Here is a 16,367-nt window from a genome sequence, read left to right as displayed (position 1 = left end):
ATTTCCCATGAACGAGACAGTCAGACAGGCCCATCCAAATCAACCGGTTTCCATTCCCGTGGAAGGCATGACCTGCGCTTCCTGCGTGCGGCGGGTGGAAACGGCCGCGGCCAAGGTGCCCGGCGTCATGTCGAGTTCCGTGAACTTCGCCACGAAGAAGCTTACGGTCGAGCCGGCTGAAGGTTTCTCAGCCAAAACGCTTGGCGCTGCCATCAAGAAGGTGGGTTACGATATTGCACCGGATCGGCATGAATTTACCGTCGAAGGTCTGCACAGCGATGCGGATGCGGCGCGGTTGAAGGCCGTTCTGGAAGCCGTCGCAACCACCATTAACGCGACTGTCGATACCGCAGCCGGCAAGGCCGCCGTGGAGACGATCGGCGGACGGCGTGAACGGGACGCGCTGGTGGAAACGGCAAAACTTGCCGGCTTTGCATTGGCGACGCCAAAGCCGCACGACCATTCCGCCCATCAATCCCACAACAGGCACGAGGGGCATCACTACGGCCAGAGCCAGATGGCGACGGCCGGTGAAAGCGGCGGCCATGACCATATGCACCATGCGGGCGAAGAGGGTGCGCTGAAACGCGACCTGACGATCGCCGCCATCCTGACGGCACCGCTTTTCGTGCTGGAAATGGGCGGCCATCTCTATGAGCCGATGCACCACTGGCTGATGGGCATCATCGACACGCAGAACCTCTATTACATCTATTTCGTGCTGGCGACGGCAGTGATTTTCGGACCGGGTCTGCGCTTCCTCAAGACCGGTTTTCCGGCCCTGCTGCGCGGCGCGCCGGAAATGAACTCGCTGGTGGCGCTGGGCGTTACTGCCGCCTATCTCTATTCCGTCGTGGCGACCTTCGCGCCCGACCTGCTGCCGGCAGAGGCGCAGTTCGTCTATTATGAAGCGGCAACGGTCATCGTGACGCTGATCCTGACCGGACGGCTTCTCGAAGCCCGCGCCAGCGGCCGCACCGGAGACGCCATCCGCAAGCTGATGAGCCTGCAGGCGAAGACCGCCCGTGTAGAGCGCGATGGCGCCACCATCGATATTTCTCCTGACGATCTGGTGATGGGCGATATCGTCGTCATCCGTCCCGGCGAGAGGCTGGCGGTGGATGGCGAAGTTGTTGAAGGCTCGTCCTATGTCGATGAATCCATGATTTCAGGCGAACCGGTGCCGGTGGAAAAGACGGTTGGCGCGGCGGTTGTTGGCGGCACCATCAACAAGACCGGGGCCTTCAAGTTCAAGGCGACCAAGGTGGGCGCCGATACCATGCTGTCGCAGATCATCCGCATGGTGGAGGAGGCGCAGGGCTCCAAGCTGCCGATCCAGCTGCTGGTCGACCGGGTTACCGCGCTGTTCGTGCCCGTCGTCATTGCGATTGCGGTGCTGACCTTTATCGTCTGGGCGATTTTTGGTCCCGAACCTGCCTATACATTCGCGCTGGTCAATGCGGTGGCCGTACTCATCATTGCCTGCCCATGTGCCATGGGTCTTGCCACGCCGACTTCCATCATGGTCGGCACCGGCCGGGCAGCGGAACTGGGCGTGCTGTTCCGCAAGGGACAGGCCCTGCAGGAACTGCGCTCGGCTGAGATCGTCGTGGTCGACAAGACCGGCACCGTCACCAAGGGCCGCCCGGAACTGACCGATCTCGTGGTTGCGGAAGGATTTGTCGATAACGACGTGCTGGCGCTGGTTGCCGCCGTCGAGGATCGCTCGGAACATCCGATTGCCGAAGCCATCGTCAGGGCTGCGGAAGATCGGGGGGTGGTAGCGGGAGAGGGACTTGAACCCCCAACCGTCGAGAACTTCGAAAGCGTGACGGGTTACGGCATCGCGGCCACCGTCAATGGCCGCAAGGTCGAGGTCGGTGCGGATCGTTACATGGCCAAACTGGGTCATTCGGTTGATGTCTTCGCCGAAGCTGCCGCAAGGCTGGGCGACGAAGGCAAGACGCCGCTTTATGCCGCCATCGACGGCAGGCTGGCGGCTGCGATCGCCGTCGCCGATCCGCTGAAACCGTCAAGTGTCACCGCCATTAAGGCGTTGCAGGCGATGGGCATCGAAGTGGCGATGGTGACGGGCGACAATGAGCGTACGGCAAATGCCATAGCCCGGCAGGTCGGCATTTCCCGCGTGGTGGCGGAAGTACTGCCCGAGGGCAAGGTGAAGGCAATCCATGAGATGCGGGCAGGCGGGAAGGTGCTGGCCTTCGTCGGCGATGGTATCAATGACGCGCCGGCACTGGCAGAGGCCGATATCGGCATTGCCGTCGGCACCGGCACGGATGTCGCCATCGAAAGCGCTGACGTGGTCCTGGTTGGCGGCGATCTTCTGGGCGCGGTCAACGCCATCGAGATGAGCCGGGCGACCATGCGCAACATCAAGGAAAACCTGTTCTGGGCCTTTGGTTACAACGTGGCGCTGATACCGGTTGCGGCGGGCGTGCTTTATCCGTCTTTCGGCATCACGCTGTCGCCGATGATCGGTGCGGGGGCGATGGCGCTGTCCAGCGTCTTTGTTCTCGCCAATGCACTGCGGTTGAAACGGGCGAAGGTCGCTCATCGGGAGGTGAAATCGTGAATATCGGCCAGGCGTCGGAAGCATCGGGCGTTTCCGCCAAGATGATCCGTTATTATGAGCAGATCGGCCTTATCACCCCCGCCGCGCGCACCGGTAATAATTACCGCGTCTATGGAGAGCAGGATGTCCACAACCTGCGCTTCATCAAACGGGCGCGCACGCTCGGTTTTTCATTGGAAGAAACCGAGACGCTGCTGAAACTCTGGCAGGACAAGAGCCGTGAGAGTTCGGCGGTAAAGGAAATCGCGCTCGTCCACATCGCCGATCTCGAACAGAAGATCGCCGAGATGAAGAGCATGGTGAAAACGCTCTCCCATCTCGCCCATTGCTGCGGCGGCGACCACCGGCCCGATTGCCCCATCCTCGACGATCTCGCGGGTGCCGACAAGACAGACAGCAAGCCCGCCAGAGCCCACTGAAAGAAAGCCGGTGCGAAAATATCGGCGCCGACCAATAGGAGAAATCATGACCCCAACCACCTTCCTCATCCCGGACATGACCTGCGGCCATTGCGAAAAGACCCTGCGCGGCGCACTTTCGGACGTCCTCCCCGACGCCGCCGTCAATATCGATCTTTCCACGCATAGGCTCACGGTAACGGGTGACGCCGCAACCGCGGAGGAAGCAATCCGCGAGGCCGGTTACTCGCCTGAACGGGCGGGCTGACGCACGTCGTTCCTGGAATGAAAAGGAAAGATATGCTGCTGAGCAGCATCATTTTTCCTTTGAAGGCAGAACTCCAATGTCCGTCGCGACCATCTCATTCAATCCTATCGCGGCCTTGGCGACACGCTGCCGGAGGCATTCGAGCGGGCGGTCCTGCGCATCGGCGCTATTGAGGCGGATATGCAAATCCTCGGCAAGGCACCGTTTCGCGGGACATTCATGCCTGGACTGTTGCCCGGCCTTCGTCGGGTCACAAAAAATCAGGCGATCTTTCATTTCGATGTTGATGACGGCGAGAAGACGTTGCGTGTTCTCGCCATCTTCTTCGGTGGGCAGGATCATCAGCGCCACATGTTGAAACGCCTCGTATCCGGCCTGACAAGCGGTTAAACCTCGTCGAACGCCCCGCCCTCGCGCGAGGGATTGCGGTTGATCACCCGTTCCTCCGCATCGTCGGGCAGGGCCTCGTCGCTTTCTTGATAGGGGTCGTCCTCGCTCTCGGCCTCTTCTTCCTCGATTTCCTGCTCGATGAATTGAGGAATTTCTCCCTTGGCGGGGAGGGCGTCGATGTCGAGGTCGAGCAGGTCTTCATCCATGGCGTCTTCGTTCGAGGGCAGGATTTTTTTGCGGTCCATGACGGTATCCTTTCTATCGGTTATTCGGCAAACGAGCGGAAACGCGCAGGGTTCCTGTCGCCTGCGAATTCCTTCGGATCGAGTGGCGCGAAAAAGCTGTCTTGACCTCAATGGCGCTTGAGGTTCTAGTTTGCCCGCCGTATCGCGAAAATCGAAAGGATGCGGCTTTGACGAGTATGGAAATGACGGAGAAAAACGGCTGGGGTGAATTGTTGAGCGGGACCAATCTCTCGCTTTTAACCGTCATCTCCTCCGGTATCGGCCTGCACGCTTTCAACCAGTTCGCGGTCGTCACGGCTTTGCCGGTGGCCGTGAATGAAATCGGCGGAGCGGCCTTTTATAGCTGGGCCTACAGTCTTTATTTCGTCGGTTCCGTCGCTGGCGGCGTCACCGCCGTGCTGTTTCGCGAACGTTTCGGCGCGCGCATGGTCCTGCTGCTGTGCTGCCTGATCTTTTCTCTGGGTTCCATCCTTTCGGCAATCGCCGACGACTTCTTGTGGGTCGTCGTCGGTCGCGCCTTGCAGGGTCTGGCGGACGGGTTGATCGTTGCCGTGTGCTACAGCCTCATTCCCGCCGGTTTCCGCTCCGGCCTGTTGCCGAAGGTCTTCGCCATCGAAGCGGCGATCTGGGCGGTCGCCTCGTTCATCGGCCCGCTCACAGGCGGTTTCGCAACCGAACATATCTCCTGGCGCGCCACCTTCCTGTTGTCGGCACCCCTGATTCTGTTGCTCGTGGCCTATACCGCCATTGCCGTCTCCGCCGAGCGACCGGTGGTGACGACGCGCAGACCGCTGGTGCCGCTGGCGCTCTGCCTCGTCGGCGCATTGGCGTTTTCCGCTCCCTCTGCCTTCGAGGATGCGAGCCTGCGCGCCCTGTCCCTGCTGGCGGGTGCAGCATTCCTGTGGGCCTCGCTCCGCGCCGGTACACGGCCTTCCGTTGGATTGTTTCCGAAGGATTCGTTTCGGTTGAAGACGGTGCTCGGCAGCGGCTTCTGGGTGCTGTTCCTGATGTCCTACGCCCACGCTCTCGGCAGCGTCTATCTGGCCTATGTCGCCATCAATCTCTGGCGTCATGAACCCACCTTCGCCGGTTTTATCGTGGTAACGATGCCGCTCGCCTGGAGCCTGGTGGCAATGCTGATCGGAAGCCTGCGCTCCGATCGCCTGCGCGAGGTTTGCCTGCATTACGGCCCTTATCAGATGGTGCCGGGCTGCATTTTGCTCGGGCTCGGGCTTTCGACCGGCAGTTCGGTCGAAATGCTGCTGGGGCAAATCCTGATAGGATCGGCTTTCGGCATGTCATGGGCAGGTATCAGCCAGGCGGCCATGGAAGCCGCACCGGAGGAGGAACGCAAGATGACGGGCGCGCTGCTCCCCACGGTCGCGACACTGGGAGCCGCCGCCGGTGCGGGTGCAAGCGGCACTGTTGCCGCTGCGACCGATCTCGTGACGCAAATCGATCGGGCAGACGTGACGATGCCGATGACATATCTTTACGGGCTTGGTGTCGTGGTGTCGCTGCTGGCGATCTTCACGGCAAGGGCGCTGCGCGGCGGGGAGCGCTAGCGCCCGCGCCGCGGCCTGGTCAGGACTGGGTAGTGGCGATGGTGATCGCGGTCAGATAGACCACAAAGGCCATGACGGCGATCGCGCCGATGACGATGACGATACCCTTTCCGGCGCGCTTCTTCTCGGTCTTGTTCTCGTTGGCTTCCGTCGGAAACAGGATGGGATCGCTGGTGTCGCGGATTTTGGTCATGCCGTTTCTCCTTTCGGCGGAATTTTTCGGGCGTTTCTGGTCTATCAACCACCCAATCCGCCAAAAGGTTCCTTAGGGACGCAGCGCCCAGGTCGTGGCGTGGACCACCGCCCCGGGCTCGGCCTTCAAAAGAGCGGCGCGCACGGGCTCGAAGCCCTCGATGCGTTTCGTGCCGACATACCGTCCGCGATTGGCAAAAACCTCCATGGAGCCGTAATCCAGAAAGATACGAACGCGCGAGGCCCTTGCGCCTTTGGCAATGTAATGTGGGGAGGGGCCCTCCCGCCCATCCTCGTGGCGGATCCAGAGGCCCGTTTCGTCGCTGACGAGACCGAGCGTGACCGTCGGATGATCAAGCGCGAGTTCGAAGGGCACCCCCGGCGACGCAAGCTCGATCAATATCTCCACTGCGCCGTTGATGAAGGTGACGCGCTCGCCGGCCGCAAGCCGGGTGCGGTCGAGAATGTGGCTGCGCAGGCTTTCGGCCGCGCCGATGGGTGGGGTCAGAAGCTCGCCATTCACATAAGTGATCCGGCGCGGTAACGTCATGGAGGTGGGGAAATCGATCTCGGGATTGGCGTCGGCCCAATTGGCCAGCCAGCCGATGCCGATGATGCTATCCCCGTCCAGAAAGGCCTGAAAGGCATAATTATCGGTGCCGAAATCGAGCTCCTGACCGGATTCCTTGGTGAAGACCTTGCCGTCGAACCAGCCCACATCGGCCATCGTCAGGTTCTTGCGGCCTGTCTCGGGGTCTTCCGAGTGCATCAGTCCGTAGATCAGCACCCAGCGCGTGGAACGGGCATTGGCGGGGCCATCGAGCGGCAGCAGGCAGGGGCATTCGATGGCTGTGGTTTTATAACGCGTTTCCACCCAAAGCTTGCCCACATAGGTCCAGCCGGAAGCAGCCGTGGGGTCGAGCGTTTCGTAAAGCAGGATGACACCGCCCCCCTCGCTCTGGCTGCCGAGCACCATTTTCCATAAGCCATCGGGACCGCGAAAGACGTAAGGATCGCGGAAATCCGGCGTCAGCCCCTGTCCGTCCGGACGATGGCCCAGAATGACGTCTGCCTGCCCTGCCATGATGAGATCGGAAGAGGTGGCGGTGAGCTGTATCTGCTGTTCGGGAATGCGGTCCTGCACCTGCTCGGTGAAGAACACGCGGATGCCGGTGCCTTCCACCAGCGGAATGGTGGAGCCGGAATAGGCGCCGCCGCGCTTGTCCGGACGGGTGGTCAGGTCTTCTGACGGAAAAAGGAAGATCGGCAGATGCCGCCAGCGAAGATAATCTGAGGAGACAGCATGTCCCCAATGCATGGTGTTCCACCGCAGCCCGTGCGAATAATGCTGATAAAACAGATGCGGACGGCCCTCGAAGCGGCCAAAGCCGTTCGGGTCATTCATCCAGCCGAAGGGCGGGCGGAAGTGGTAGCTGCCGGGAAGTTCCGGCGCGGCATTGTCAGGCTTGGTATGGACAACCGTGATGCCGGTTTCGAGTACATCCGATGCCGTGAACCAATAAATCACCGAAACGGCGGTGGTGACCGTGTCGTAACTCAGCTCCACATGGCCGCCGCCAAAAACCTGATAGATCCGAAACCCGTACTCTTCGGTGTTGACGCTTGAAACTTCGGCGAATTTTCCGTTTTGATTGGAGAAGGAAACCGCACCCGGCTCGCCGGCTTTTTTTGCCTTCAGCCAGACATGAAAGGTGGCGTTGACGGGCAGATCGGTGTGAATGGTACGGATGGCGCTTTCCGGTTCGGCGGTTACGGCTTCAACGACGGTCATTGCTTTTCCTTTCCTTTCGGCATTCTGCGGATCAAGCATAGGAACGATGATGGCGATGGAAAGTTCATTGCGCAAAATTGAATGAGGCGAAGGAGCGGAGCTTCGGCATTTATCGCTCGCATCCGCCACCCTCCGGCCCCATATAGAGGCAAAGCAGGGAGTTTATCCGTGATGAAATTTGACAATTCCTATGCCCGCCTGCCGGAGCGTTTCAGCGCCGCGGTGCTGCCGACGCCGGTAAAGGCACCGCGCCTCATCGCCTTCAACCGTGGGCTTGCCGACGAGCTTCGTCTCGACGTCACCGGCCTTGACGATGAAAGACTGGCGGCGATCTTTTCGGGCAATGTTGTGCCTCAGGGAGCCGAACCGCTGGCCATGGCCTATGCCGGCCACCAGTTCGGCGGTTTCGTGCCGCAGCTGGGCGATGGCCGCGCGATTCTTCTGGGCGAGGTGATCGACAGGAACGGCAAACGGCGTGATATCCAGCTCAAGGGCTCCGGCCCGACGCCGTTCTCGCGCAGGGGTGACGGGCGCGCCGCGCTTGGCCCTGTGCTGCGCGAATATATCGTATCGGAAGCGATGTTTGCGCTGGGCATTCCCGCAACCCGGGCGCTGGCGGCTGTCCTCTCCGGCGAAAGGGTGCAGCGTGAAGTCGGCCTGCCGGGCGGCGTCTTCACCCGTGTCGCGGCAAGCCACATCCGGGTCGGCACGTTCCAGTTCTTCGCCGCGCGCGAGGATGACGAGGCAATCAGGAACCTCGCGGACTATGTGATCGACCGTCATTATCCCGAGGCGAAAGAGGCAGGCAATCCTTATCTCGCCCTGCTGCAGGGCATAGCGCAACGGCAATGCGACCTCATCGCCCGCTGGATGATGGTGGGCTTCATCCATGGCGTGATGAATACCGACAATATGGCGGTCTCCGGGGAGACCATCGATTTCGGCCCCTGCGCCTTCCTTGATGAATATCACCCCAACAAGGTCTTTTCCTCCATCGATGCGCAGGGCCGTTACGCCTATAACAACCAGCCCGGCATCGCCCAGTGGAACATCGCAAGGCTGGCGGAATGCCTGCTGCCGCTGCTCGATCCGCAGGTGGAAAAGGCCGCTGAACTCGCCAATGGGGTTCTCGCCGATTTCGCTGACGCCTTTCCCAAACGCTGGCTTACCGGCATGCGCGCAAAACTTGGCCTGACGGCGGAGGAAGAGGGCGATATGGATCTGGTGCAGGGGCTGCTGGCGCTGATGCAGGCATCGGAGGCGGACTATACGCTGACCTTCCGTCGTCTTTCGCATGCCGTCAATGGCGACGCCGAGCCATTCCGCGGCATGTTCATCGATATTGCGGGCGCGGACGAATTTCTCGCCCGTTGGCGGGAAAGAGCCGGTCGGGAGGGGATTTCCGATTCCGAAAGATCGGCGGCGATGCTGTCAGTTAATCCCGCCATCATCCCACGCAACCACCGCATCGAGGAACTGATCGAGGCGGCAGTGGAGGAGGATGATTTCGAGCCCTTTCACGCCATGCTGAAGGCGATTGCGACGCCCTTCGAGGAGCGGCCGGACAATTTCGTCTATATGCAGCCGCCGATGAGCCATGAGCGGGTGTTCAGGACGTTTTGCGGGACGTGACGACCTCACCGTCATGCCGGACTTGATCCGGCATCCAGCCGACGCGCGTCTGCGCGGCGAATAGAGTATTTCCAGCCCAAGGACTTGGGCTGGCTGGATACCGGCTCAAGGCCGGTATGACGGAATAAACTGAGGCCGGTAACTCACCCCACCCGAGCCAGTGGCTCATGCGCGCCATAATACCGGCCGAACCGGTTATCGAGGAACTTGGGCAGGTCCACTTCCTCCTGGCGCACGAAGCCCTTCTGCGGCAGCGTGCCTTCGGCAAGCAGATCGAGAACCGTGCAGATGCCTGAGGCGGTTGTGATCTGGATGGCGCTCATCATCCGGCCGGAAACGGGACCGGCATAGACCTTGTTGGCGTAGGTTTCCTGCAGGAAGCGGCCGTTGCGGGTGCCGCAGACGGTGACGAAGACGATGACCACATCCTGCATGGTGCCGGGAAGGGCGTTCTCGAACAGGTCCTTCAGCACATCGCGGCGATTGCGCAGGTTGAGATCGTTCAGCAGCGCCTTCATGATCGCGACATGGCCGGGATAACGGATGGTGCGGTAATTCATCGTCCGCACCTTGCCTTCCAGCGTGGCGCAAAGCGTGCCGAGACCGCCTGACGTGTTGAAAGCCTCATAGGTGACGCCATCGAGCGAGAATTCTTCACGCTCCTCAAGCGCCGGAACGGCGGTGAGGCGGCCTTCGACGATCGCTTCGCAGGGCTCGATATATTCGTTGATCAGCCCGTCCGTGCTCCAGGTGAGGTTATAGTTGAGCGCATTGGACGGATATTGCGGCAGAGCGCCGACGCGCATACGCACGCTGTCCAGCTTGTCGAACTTGCCGGCAAGATCGGCGGCGACGATGGAAATGAAGCCGGGCGCGAGGCCGCATTGCGGGATGAGCGCCGTCTCCGCCGTTTCCGCCAATGCCTTGACCTTGCGGGTGGATTCCACGTCTTCGGTCAGATCGAGATAATGCGTGCCGACGGCAACGGCCGCTTCGGCAATGCCCGCCGTCAGGTGGAAGGGGGCGGCGGACAGCACGGCGAATTTGCCTTTTAGCAGTGCTTCCAGCGCCGGACGATCGGTGATGTCGACGATCTCGGTGTCGACGCGTTCGTGAGCAGGCACATTGGCCAGCTGGTCGGCCGAGCGATCGGCAACCGTGATGCGATAATCGCCTGTGGCAGCCAGCATCCAGGCGATGGCCGAGCCGATGTTGCCCGCACCTATGACGACGATGTTTTTCATGTTTTGTTCCCCGCAGAAAAATTCGTAGGGCACAATCATATTGCGGTTTCACTGCGATTCGGAGCTTCACTATGTGCAGATCGCTCGTTATTATTGAACGATAAGACGACAGGATTGATCACTATGACGATCACTGACAAGGACCGGGCGCTGCTGGCGCTGCTTTCCGAAAATGCCCGCATGCCGGTGGCGGAACTGGCGCGCAGGCTCGGCCTTTCGCGCACCACGGTGCAGGCCCGCATCGAGCGTCTGGAGGCAGACGGCGTGATCGCGGGTTACGGCCTCAGGCTTTCGGAAAGTTATCTTTCCGGGTTGGTGCGCGCGCATGTGCTCATCACCATCGGGCCGAAGGCTCTGCCAGCGGTGACTGCGGCGCTTGCCGCCATCAAGGAAGTGACGACGCTGCATTCGGTGAGCGGCACATTTGACCTGATCGCCATTCTGGCCGCCCCTTCGATCCTCGATCTCGACCGGCTGATCGACCGCATTGGCGCCTTGGACGGCGTGGAGCGCACGCTGTCATCGATCATTCTGTCGACGCGGATCTCGCGGTAAGAAGCGTTTGAAAGAGTGGAAGATAAGCGAAACCCACTTCCGTCATGCCGGACTTGATCCGGCATCCAGTCGCTGCGCTTCTGCGCGGGGAACAGAGTCTTTTCAGCCCATGGACTTGGGCTGGCTGGACACCGGATCAAGTCCGGTATGACGGAAGCGATGGTCTGCAAAACGAAACAACAAAGGATTGCCACTCCTATTTTTCTCTCGCTACGCGAAAGCGAAGCCGTCTAAACCACCGTCCGCTCATCATAGGCCTTCTGTGCCGCCATCACCGCGTCCATATTGCCCTCCGCCCAATGGGCAAGCGCCGCCACGGTGTCCGTCAGCGTGCGCCCCAGCGGCGTCAGTGAATATTCGACGGTGACAGGAACCGTTGGAAAGGCCTGCCGTGAAATCAGCCCGTCACGCTCCAGCTTCTTCAGCGTCTGCGACAGCACCTTCTGCGATATGCCCTTGATCTCGCGCCGTAACAGGTTGAAGCGAACGGCATCACGCCGCAGCTTGTCGAGGATCAGCAGCGCCCATTTGTCGGCGATCCTGTCCAGCACCATGCGTGTCGGGCAGCGGTCCTCATAAACGTCATAGATATTTGCCATCGATTTCACCCTGTTGTTTCAAGGCCATACCGGTTTCCGCGAGGAAACCAGCTAACCGAAAAGTGCTCTCTTTTAATGATTTCTATAACGCAGTATCTGTGTTTTCGAAACATGGTTTCCATTAGATACTAAGGAGATTTGAGATGGCAGGCAAGATACTCGTAATCGGTTCAACCGGCACCATCGGCACGCCGCTGGTCAGGGCACTGTTGGCCAAGGGCGAAAGCGTGAAGGCGGCGTCGCGCAGCGGCAGGGCGTCGGACGGCGCGGAAGGGGTGCGTTTTGATTATACCGACGCATCGACTTATGCGGATGCCTTCGACGGTGTTGACCGCCTGTTCCTGCTTCTTTCCGGCGGACGTCTGGATGCCATCGACGCGCTGACGCCCGTTGTCGAGGAGGCCGCGCGCCGGAAGGTGAAGATCGTGTTCCTCAGCGTTCTCGGTGTCGATGCCGACGATTCCATTCCCTATCGCCAGATCGAGCTGAAAATCATCGCGTCAGGCACGCCTTACGTCATCCTGCGTCCCAACTGGTTTGCCGATAATTTCCACAGCTACTGGAAAGCCGGCATCGACCACGGCCAGATCGCCGTTCCCGCGGGCGAGGGCAAGTCGAGCTTCATCGATGTGCGCGATATCGCCGATAGCGCCGCCGCCGCGCTGACATCCGCGGCCTTTGACGGCAAGGCCTTCAATCTGACCGGACCAAGGGCGGTTGGCTACGGCGAAGCGGCAGCACTGATTTCGCAGGCTATCGGCAAGCCAGTGTCTTATGCCGCCGTTTCGGACGAGGTCTTTATCGGCATCCTCACGGGTGCAGGTGTGCCGCAGGACTATGCGTCCTTCCTCGCCTCGATCTTCCATCCCGTTCGTGAGGGCTGGACGGCGGTGGTGACCGGCGACGTGGAAACGCTGACCGGCCATGCGCCGCGTTCGCTGGAGACCTATATCGCCGACAATCTGGACCGGCTTAAAGGCTGAGACTCAACAAGAGCCCGCCGCGCTTAAGCCGGATCGGTGGAGCCGCGGCGGGCCTTGAAGAACATTTTCAGCCGCTGGATATCCTCGGCATTCCAGCCCTGCGGCGCCGTCACCTCCGTCCAGGCATCGATGTAATGTTCCGGCGCATAGACATGGCCATATCCGATCGGCGCCGTGGTGGCGGCGGCAACATCGAGGCCGAGCTGCAGCAGGGTGACGACCGGGAACCAGCGGAAGGATGTGGAAACGTCTGGCCCGTGATGCACCATCCATTGCGGCCGCCGGTAAAGCGAGGCGGCTTCGAAGAAGGTGATGGGGTCGCTGGCATATTGCAGATAAACGATCCGCATCGGCCCCCAGGTCGCATCAGGCATATGCGCGGTGGTATATTGGTTGGCGAAGCGGATGACGGAGGAATCGCGGAAACGCGGCAGCCATTCCGGCGTGCCCTTCACCCGGCCATTGGTGGCCATGCGCCATGTCGGGCTGGAAAAAGGAGGGCCGCTCCACAGCGCGCCCTGAAAGGGGTCGGAGAGCACATCGTAAAGATCGGAGGACTTCTGCGAGTTGAGCGAACCGAGGCTCAAGCCGTGCAGGTAAAGCCTCGGCCGCTTTTCCTTCGGCAAGGTGGTCCAGTAGCCATAAACGGCTTCAAACAAAGCGCGCGCCGTCTCGACGCCGTAATCCGGCTCCGTCAGCAAGGCTATCCAGCTTGAGAGATAGGAATATTGCACGGCAACGCTGGCGATATCGCCGTCATGCAGATACTCGACGGTATCGAGCGCTTCCGGATCGATCCAGCCGGTGCCGGTGGGGATGACCACCAGGAGCACCTTGCGTTCGAAGCCGCCGACACGTTTCAGTTCCTCAAGCGCCAGAGATGCCCTTTCATCCGGGGTCGAGGCGGAGTTCAGGCCTGCATAGACCCGGAGCGGCTCCTTGGCCGGGCGGTGGGTGAAGGCGGAGATGTCTGCGCTACGAGGGCCTTCAGCGACAAATTCGCGGCCGCGACGGCCGAGCGATTCCCATGTCATCAGCGAGGCGCTGCTGCCGGTCTTGAGCGAATCGGACGGGCGCGGCACATCGGGTTCGATCAGCGCATCCACCTGTTTCAGCGAGGAATCGGCAAATCTGAGGCCGATGTCGAAGATCAGCCCGTTGAGCAGCATCCAGGACAGAATGATGGCCGCGGCGATGCCGAGCACATTAGCCAGCCGGCGCGGCAGGAAATGCCGGCTGCGCGTCGCAAAGAAACGGCGGATCAGCTGGAACAGCCGGCCGGCGCCGATGAGAATGGCAGCCACCAGTATGGCGATGGCGCCTGTCTTGGTGGGGTGCGCGCTGGGGAGCGGATCGAGCTCCATCAGCACGCGAATGGAGTTCTGCCAGTCTTTCGCCTGCCACAGAAACGCAATCGCCGTAATCGCGGCGGCAAGCGCAATGAGAAACCGAACGCCGCGGACATTATGACGCGAGGGTTCAGGCAGCTCCAGATAAGCCCAGATCGCATGAAGGGCGACGCCGATCATGTAACCGATCGCGAAAGAAAACCCGCACAGCACACCTTGCATCAGCCATGTTCGCGGCAGGAGCGATGGTGTGAGAGAAGCGCAGAAGAGAACCGAGCCAAAGACGATGCCGGTTGCCGAAAGACCCGCAAACAACCGCTCAACCCATTGTTTTACCAACTTGACTTGTCCCTTCTACTCACCGCCTGATGCTAAGTGTAATATGTGACGGACGAGGGTGCAAATCCCGTGATCAGGATAAAAATCACAGAAATAGGAAAATAATCCTTTACACCGTGACGGTGGTTTGATAGTGTTTGGCTATAGTCGGAGATTTGCGGCTGAACGGCAATGGTTGTCTTTGGGACTGCCCGTAGCGCTTTCTTCACCACCGCGTTCCTGTGCTTGTCACAGGAATGAGGGTGAATGAGGTGCAAGCAAACTTGCCTTGTTCGCGGGCTCCTCTTTATTTGTTCTTTCTCTCGCAGGCCAATCCCATGACAACGTCCAGCAATTGCGATCCGGCGCTCTACAGCGTCTGGCCGGAAACGCCCGCCTATGCGGCTGACAACATGCCGGAAGCCGCGCCCGAGACGAAGTCGCGGGCCGACAGGCTGGCCGCCGAAGATGCGGCGCGCAACGGCAGCCTGCGGCAATTGCTGAATGAGCTGACGGAGGAGATGCGCGAGCAGTTCTGCCTGTACCGCAATCTCCGCCAAGTGAGCGAAGCGGCCTTTCTGGCGACGGCGGAGGATGCTTCGGGCAAGCTCGCCCGCGCCGATGTGAAGGCTGCGACGGACCAGCTGTCGCTGATCGTTCGCACGCTGGAGCGGATCGACGCTTTGCAACGGGTGCTGGCGGAAGAAAGGGAAGCTCTTTTCAGCGAAGACGAAACCGAGGTCGGGGACTACGAGGCGGCGGTGGCGCATTTCCTCAATCGCATCGATGAACTGGCTGAACAGAAATGCCGCGCAAAGATGGCAACCGATCCCGCTTGCAGCCCCTTCGCAGAAACCGATACATGACGGATATGTCGACCGGACCCCATCTGCCGGCGCAGGTTTTCAATCTTCTGCGCGACTGGCGTTTCATCGGCAACCTGCCGCAGCAACCGCCGGAGGGCGACTGGCGGACATGGCTTCTGATCGGCGGACGCGGATCCGGCAAGACCCGCGCCGGGTCGGAGTGGGTTCACGCCGTCGCTTCCGCCGGCAGGCAATCGGATTTGCGCATCGCGCTGGTTGCCGAAACGCTGGGTGATGCCCGGGAGGTGATGATCGACGGCATTTCCGGCATTTGCCGTATTGCCCGCCGCCATCGTCCCGCCTTCGAGGTGTCGCGTCGGCGGCTGCTTTGGCCCAACGGGGCGATGGCGCAGGTGTTCTCATCGGAAGACCCGGAAAGCCTGCGCGGGCCGCAGTTCCACATGGCCTGGGCGGACGAGCTGGGCAAATGGAAATATCCACAGGAAACCTGGGACATGCTGCAGTTCGGCCTGCGTCTGGGTGAATTGCCACGACAGCTGGTGACGACCACGCCACGGCCCATTCCATTGCTGAAGGCGCTTCTGGCCGATCCTTCGAGCCGGGTGGCCCGGATGCCGACGGCCATGAACGCGCGGAACCTTTCTCCCGGTTTTCTGAAAGCCATGCAGGACCGCTACGGGGGCACGCGGCTCGGCCGTCAGGAAATTGGCGGCGAACTGATCGATGAGCGCGAGGGCGCGTTATGGAAACGCGCCGATCTGGAAGCGATCGTTGAGGTTGCGGCTGCGCCGCTTTCGCGGATCGTGGTGTCGGTCGATCCGCCGGCCGGCAGTGGTGAAAATTCCTGCTGCGGCATCGTCGTGGCGGGACTGGGCATGGCCGGGCGTCTCACGGTGCTAGCGGATTGTTCGGTGGAAGGCGAGACGCCGGCCGGCTGGGCTCGCGCCGTCGTCGCCGCCTTCCGCCGCCACGAGGCTGACCGCGTCGTGGCAGAGGTCAATCAAGGCGGCGAGATGGTGCGCGCCATGCTGCAGAGCGTAGAGGCCAACCTGCCGCTGACGCTGGTGCGGGCAAGCCGCGGAAAGTTCGCCCGCGCCGAACCGGTCGCCGCGCTCTATGAGCAGGGAAGGGTGCGCCACGCCGCGCGATTTGAAAAGCTTGAGGACCAGATGACGGATTTCGGACCGGAAGGCCTGTCGTCCGGGCGCTCGCCGGACAGGCTGGACGCACTCGTCTGGGCGATCACTGCGCTGACGACGATGGTGACCAGCGAACCGAAGGTGCGGGGGATGTGAGACGGTGATTTAGTGGCTCCAGGGACCTAGAGCCAATAACGCCTCAAGCGTGTCGCCTGTTTCTTCTCCCGTTGGGCAGAAGGACCGCAGCGCGGGATGAAGAGGCAACGGTCAAGATGTGC

Annotated in this window: 16 protein-coding genes; 9 read left to right on the top strand and 7 right to left on the bottom strand. The window is 61.0% G+C overall.

The window, feature by feature from the left end; genetic code table 11:
* The first annotated feature begins 7 nt into the window (after nucleotides 1–7).
* Genes BLU28_RS00430 through BLU28_RS00420 form a run of 3 tightly spaced genes read left to right on the top strand, consistent with a single transcriptional unit; the run spans nucleotide 8 to nucleotide 3,259 of the window.
* A complete protein-coding gene (locus BLU28_RS00430) occupies nucleotides 8–2,593 on the top strand; it encodes a heavy metal translocating P-type ATPase (RefSeq protein WP_168247085.1) in 2,586 nt (861 codons plus the stop codon).
* A complete protein-coding gene (gene cueR / locus BLU28_RS00425; protein ID WP_077986770.1) occupies nucleotides 2,590–3,012 on the top strand; it encodes a Cu(I)-responsive transcriptional regulator in 423 nt (140 codons plus the stop codon). The genes BLU28_RS00430 and cueR overlap by 4 nt, the downstream gene beginning before the upstream one ends.
* 46 nt (nucleotides 3,013–3,058) lie before the next feature.
* Nucleotides 3,059–3,259 carry a heavy-metal-associated domain-containing protein gene (locus BLU28_RS00420; RefSeq protein ID WP_006700082.1) on the top strand — a complete coding sequence of 67 codons (201 nt, stop codon included), beginning with the start codon at nucleotides 3,059–3,061 and terminating at the stop codon, nucleotides 3,257–3,259.
* Between the two features lie 48 nt (nucleotides 3,260–3,307).
* Here BLU28_RS00420 and BLU28_RS26230 read toward each other — a convergent pair whose 3' ends face one another.
* Both BLU28_RS26230 and BLU28_RS00410 read right to left on the bottom strand, forming a co-directional pair.
* Nucleotides 3,308–3,610, bottom strand: coding sequence for a hypothetical protein (locus BLU28_RS26230; RefSeq protein ID WP_168247086.1), 303 nt, complete (start codon nucleotides 3,608–3,610; stop codon nucleotides 3,308–3,310).
* 35 nt (nucleotides 3,611–3,645) lie between these two features.
* Nucleotides 3,646–3,894, bottom strand: coding sequence for a hypothetical protein (locus BLU28_RS00410; protein ID WP_004440706.1), 249 nt, complete (start codon nucleotides 3,892–3,894; stop codon nucleotides 3,646–3,648).
* A 176-nt stretch (nucleotides 3,895–4,070) separates the two neighbouring features.
* Here BLU28_RS00410 and BLU28_RS00405 point away from each other — a divergent pair, with 176 nt between their 5' ends.
* Nucleotides 4,071–5,459, top strand: coding sequence for an MFS transporter (locus BLU28_RS00405; protein WP_175477661.1), 1,389 nt, complete (start codon nucleotides 4,071–4,073; stop codon nucleotides 5,457–5,459).
* A gap of 19 nt (nucleotides 5,460–5,478) precedes the next feature.
* Here the strand turns inward: BLU28_RS00405 and BLU28_RS00400 are convergent, their stop codons facing one another.
* Both BLU28_RS00400 and BLU28_RS00395 read right to left on the bottom strand, forming a co-directional pair.
* Nucleotides 5,479–5,652 carry a hypothetical protein gene (locus tag BLU28_RS00400; RefSeq protein ID WP_004440709.1) on the bottom strand — a complete coding sequence of 58 codons (174 nt, stop codon included), beginning with the start codon at nucleotides 5,650–5,652 and terminating at the stop codon, nucleotides 5,479–5,481.
* Between the two features lie 72 nt (nucleotides 5,653–5,724).
* Nucleotides 5,725–7,443 (bottom strand): glycoside hydrolase family 32 protein, encoded by a 1,719-nt coding sequence (locus tag BLU28_RS00395; RefSeq protein WP_004440712.1) that lies wholly within the window; start codon nucleotides 7,441–7,443, stop codon nucleotides 5,725–5,727.
* A gap of 171 nt (nucleotides 7,444–7,614) precedes the next feature.
* Between BLU28_RS00395 and BLU28_RS00390 the strand changes: the two genes are divergently transcribed.
* Nucleotides 7,615–9,075 carry a protein adenylyltransferase SelO gene (locus tag BLU28_RS00390; RefSeq protein WP_077986772.1) on the top strand — a complete coding sequence of 487 codons (1,461 nt, stop codon included), beginning with the start codon at nucleotides 7,615–7,617 and terminating at the stop codon, nucleotides 9,073–9,075.
* A 143-nt stretch (nucleotides 9,076–9,218) separates the two neighbouring features.
* Here BLU28_RS00390 and BLU28_RS00385 read toward each other — a convergent pair whose 3' ends face one another.
* Nucleotides 9,219–10,319, bottom strand: coding sequence for a saccharopine dehydrogenase family protein (locus BLU28_RS00385; protein WP_004440717.1), 1,101 nt, complete (start codon nucleotides 10,317–10,319; stop codon nucleotides 9,219–9,221).
* Between the two features lie 123 nt (nucleotides 10,320–10,442).
* Here BLU28_RS00385 and BLU28_RS00380 point away from each other — a divergent pair, with 123 nt between their 5' ends.
* Nucleotides 10,443–10,874: an Lrp/AsnC family transcriptional regulator gene (locus tag BLU28_RS00380; RefSeq protein ID WP_004440719.1), complete on the top strand. Its 432-nt coding sequence runs from the start codon at nucleotides 10,443–10,445 to the stop codon at nucleotides 10,872–10,874.
* A gap of 230 nt (nucleotides 10,875–11,104) precedes the next feature.
* Here BLU28_RS00380 and BLU28_RS00375 read toward each other — a convergent pair whose 3' ends face one another.
* The gene (locus BLU28_RS00375; RefSeq protein ID WP_004440721.1) at nucleotides 11,105–11,473 is read right to left on the bottom strand and encodes a winged helix-turn-helix transcriptional regulator; all 369 of its coding nucleotides are present in this window, start codon (nucleotides 11,471–11,473) and stop codon (nucleotides 11,105–11,107) included.
* Nucleotides 11,474–11,616: 143 nt separating this feature from the next.
* Between BLU28_RS00375 and BLU28_RS00370 the strand changes: the two genes are divergently transcribed.
* Nucleotides 11,617–12,456 (top strand): SDR family oxidoreductase, encoded by an 840-nt coding sequence (locus BLU28_RS00370; protein WP_077986773.1) that lies wholly within the window; start codon nucleotides 11,617–11,619, stop codon nucleotides 12,454–12,456.
* 23 nt (nucleotides 12,457–12,479) lie between these two features.
* Here BLU28_RS00370 and BLU28_RS00365 read toward each other — a convergent pair whose 3' ends face one another.
* On the bottom strand, nucleotides 12,480–14,120 hold the full coding sequence (locus tag BLU28_RS00365; RefSeq protein ID WP_175477660.1) for an alpha/beta hydrolase: 1,641 nt from the start codon (nucleotides 14,118–14,120) through the stop codon (nucleotides 12,480–12,482).
* A 341-nt stretch (nucleotides 14,121–14,461) separates the two neighbouring features.
* Between BLU28_RS00365 and BLU28_RS00360 the strand changes: the two genes are divergently transcribed.
* Together BLU28_RS00360 and BLU28_RS00355 are read left to right on the top strand one after the other, a co-directional pair.
* Entirely contained in the window at nucleotides 14,462–14,989 is a 528-nt protein-coding gene (locus tag BLU28_RS00360) for a hypothetical protein (RefSeq protein WP_077986873.1), read from the top strand.
* Complete coding sequence (locus tag BLU28_RS00355) at nucleotides 14,986–16,245, top strand: DNA-packaging protein (RefSeq protein WP_168247087.1); 1,260 nt, start codon at nucleotides 14,986–14,988, stop codon at nucleotides 16,243–16,245. Before BLU28_RS00360 ends, BLU28_RS00355 begins: the two co-directional genes overlap by 4 nt.
* Nucleotides 16,246–16,367 lie beyond the last annotated feature (122 nt).

It is taken from the genome of Agrobacterium pusense (assembly GCF_900102105.1).
Taxonomy (GTDB): Bacteria; Pseudomonadota; Alphaproteobacteria; order Rhizobiales; family Rhizobiaceae; genus Agrobacterium; species Agrobacterium pusense.
The sequence above is the reverse complement of the archived record's forward strand: the minus strand, read 5'-3'. Positions and strand labels throughout refer to the sequence as shown.